Genomic DNA, 624 nt, shown 5'->3' with positions numbered 1-624 from the left:
AAACTCGGCACCGGAATTTCACCGTTGGCAAACTTTTGTTTTAGCTCAAGAAACTTACCTTCGAGAACGCCACGAGCGGAAATTCGGCTGCTCTGACGGCTGGCCATCGCCGCTAGTTGGCTCTCTTTCGGGCGAGAAGTGAAGTACTTCATGTTTTTCCATTGCGGTCAGTTTTTTTCTGCCACACCCCGTGATGTGCACTTGACGCTCAAGCGGGTGCCAAGGAAAGTGAAGGCTGATCTTGCTGTTGTGCTCTAAGTGCTGCGCCTTGCGGCTGCCCAAATTGGTATAAAACACAAAGCCGTATCTTTATCGACATTTTCAGCAAACGATACGTTGAAAAGGCATGCCATCTTTGTCCACGGTCGCGACGTCATGGCCGTCGGATCACTCAAGTTCGCCTTGATCGCTTGCTCTAGCCAAAAGTTAAACTGATCAATTGGGTCGTTTTTTAAATCTTTACGACGCAAGCCGCCTTTGGTGTATTCACGGCGAATATCGGCAAGTTCCATCTTCACTCCTTCACATATTTTTTGCCGATTGTGCGCCCGAATGTGTTCAAACTCAAGCCTTGAAGCCCGCCTGTTGTTACAAGCGCGATTCGCTCCAATGCTCAGACACCAG

At 49.2% G+C, this 624-nt stretch carries 1 pseudogene; it reads right to left on the bottom strand.

Features of this window, described 5'->3' with window-relative positions:
• A pseudogene (locus CIK04_RS24925) lies at positions 1 to 512 on the bottom strand (pyridoxal 5'-phosphate synthase); the annotation flags it as partial.
• Positions 513 to 624: the final 112 nt, after the last annotated feature.

This window comes from Vibrio sp. 03_296 (genome assembly GCF_002265885.1).
The sequence above is the reverse complement of the archived record's forward strand: the minus strand, read 5'-3'. Positions and strand labels throughout refer to the sequence as shown.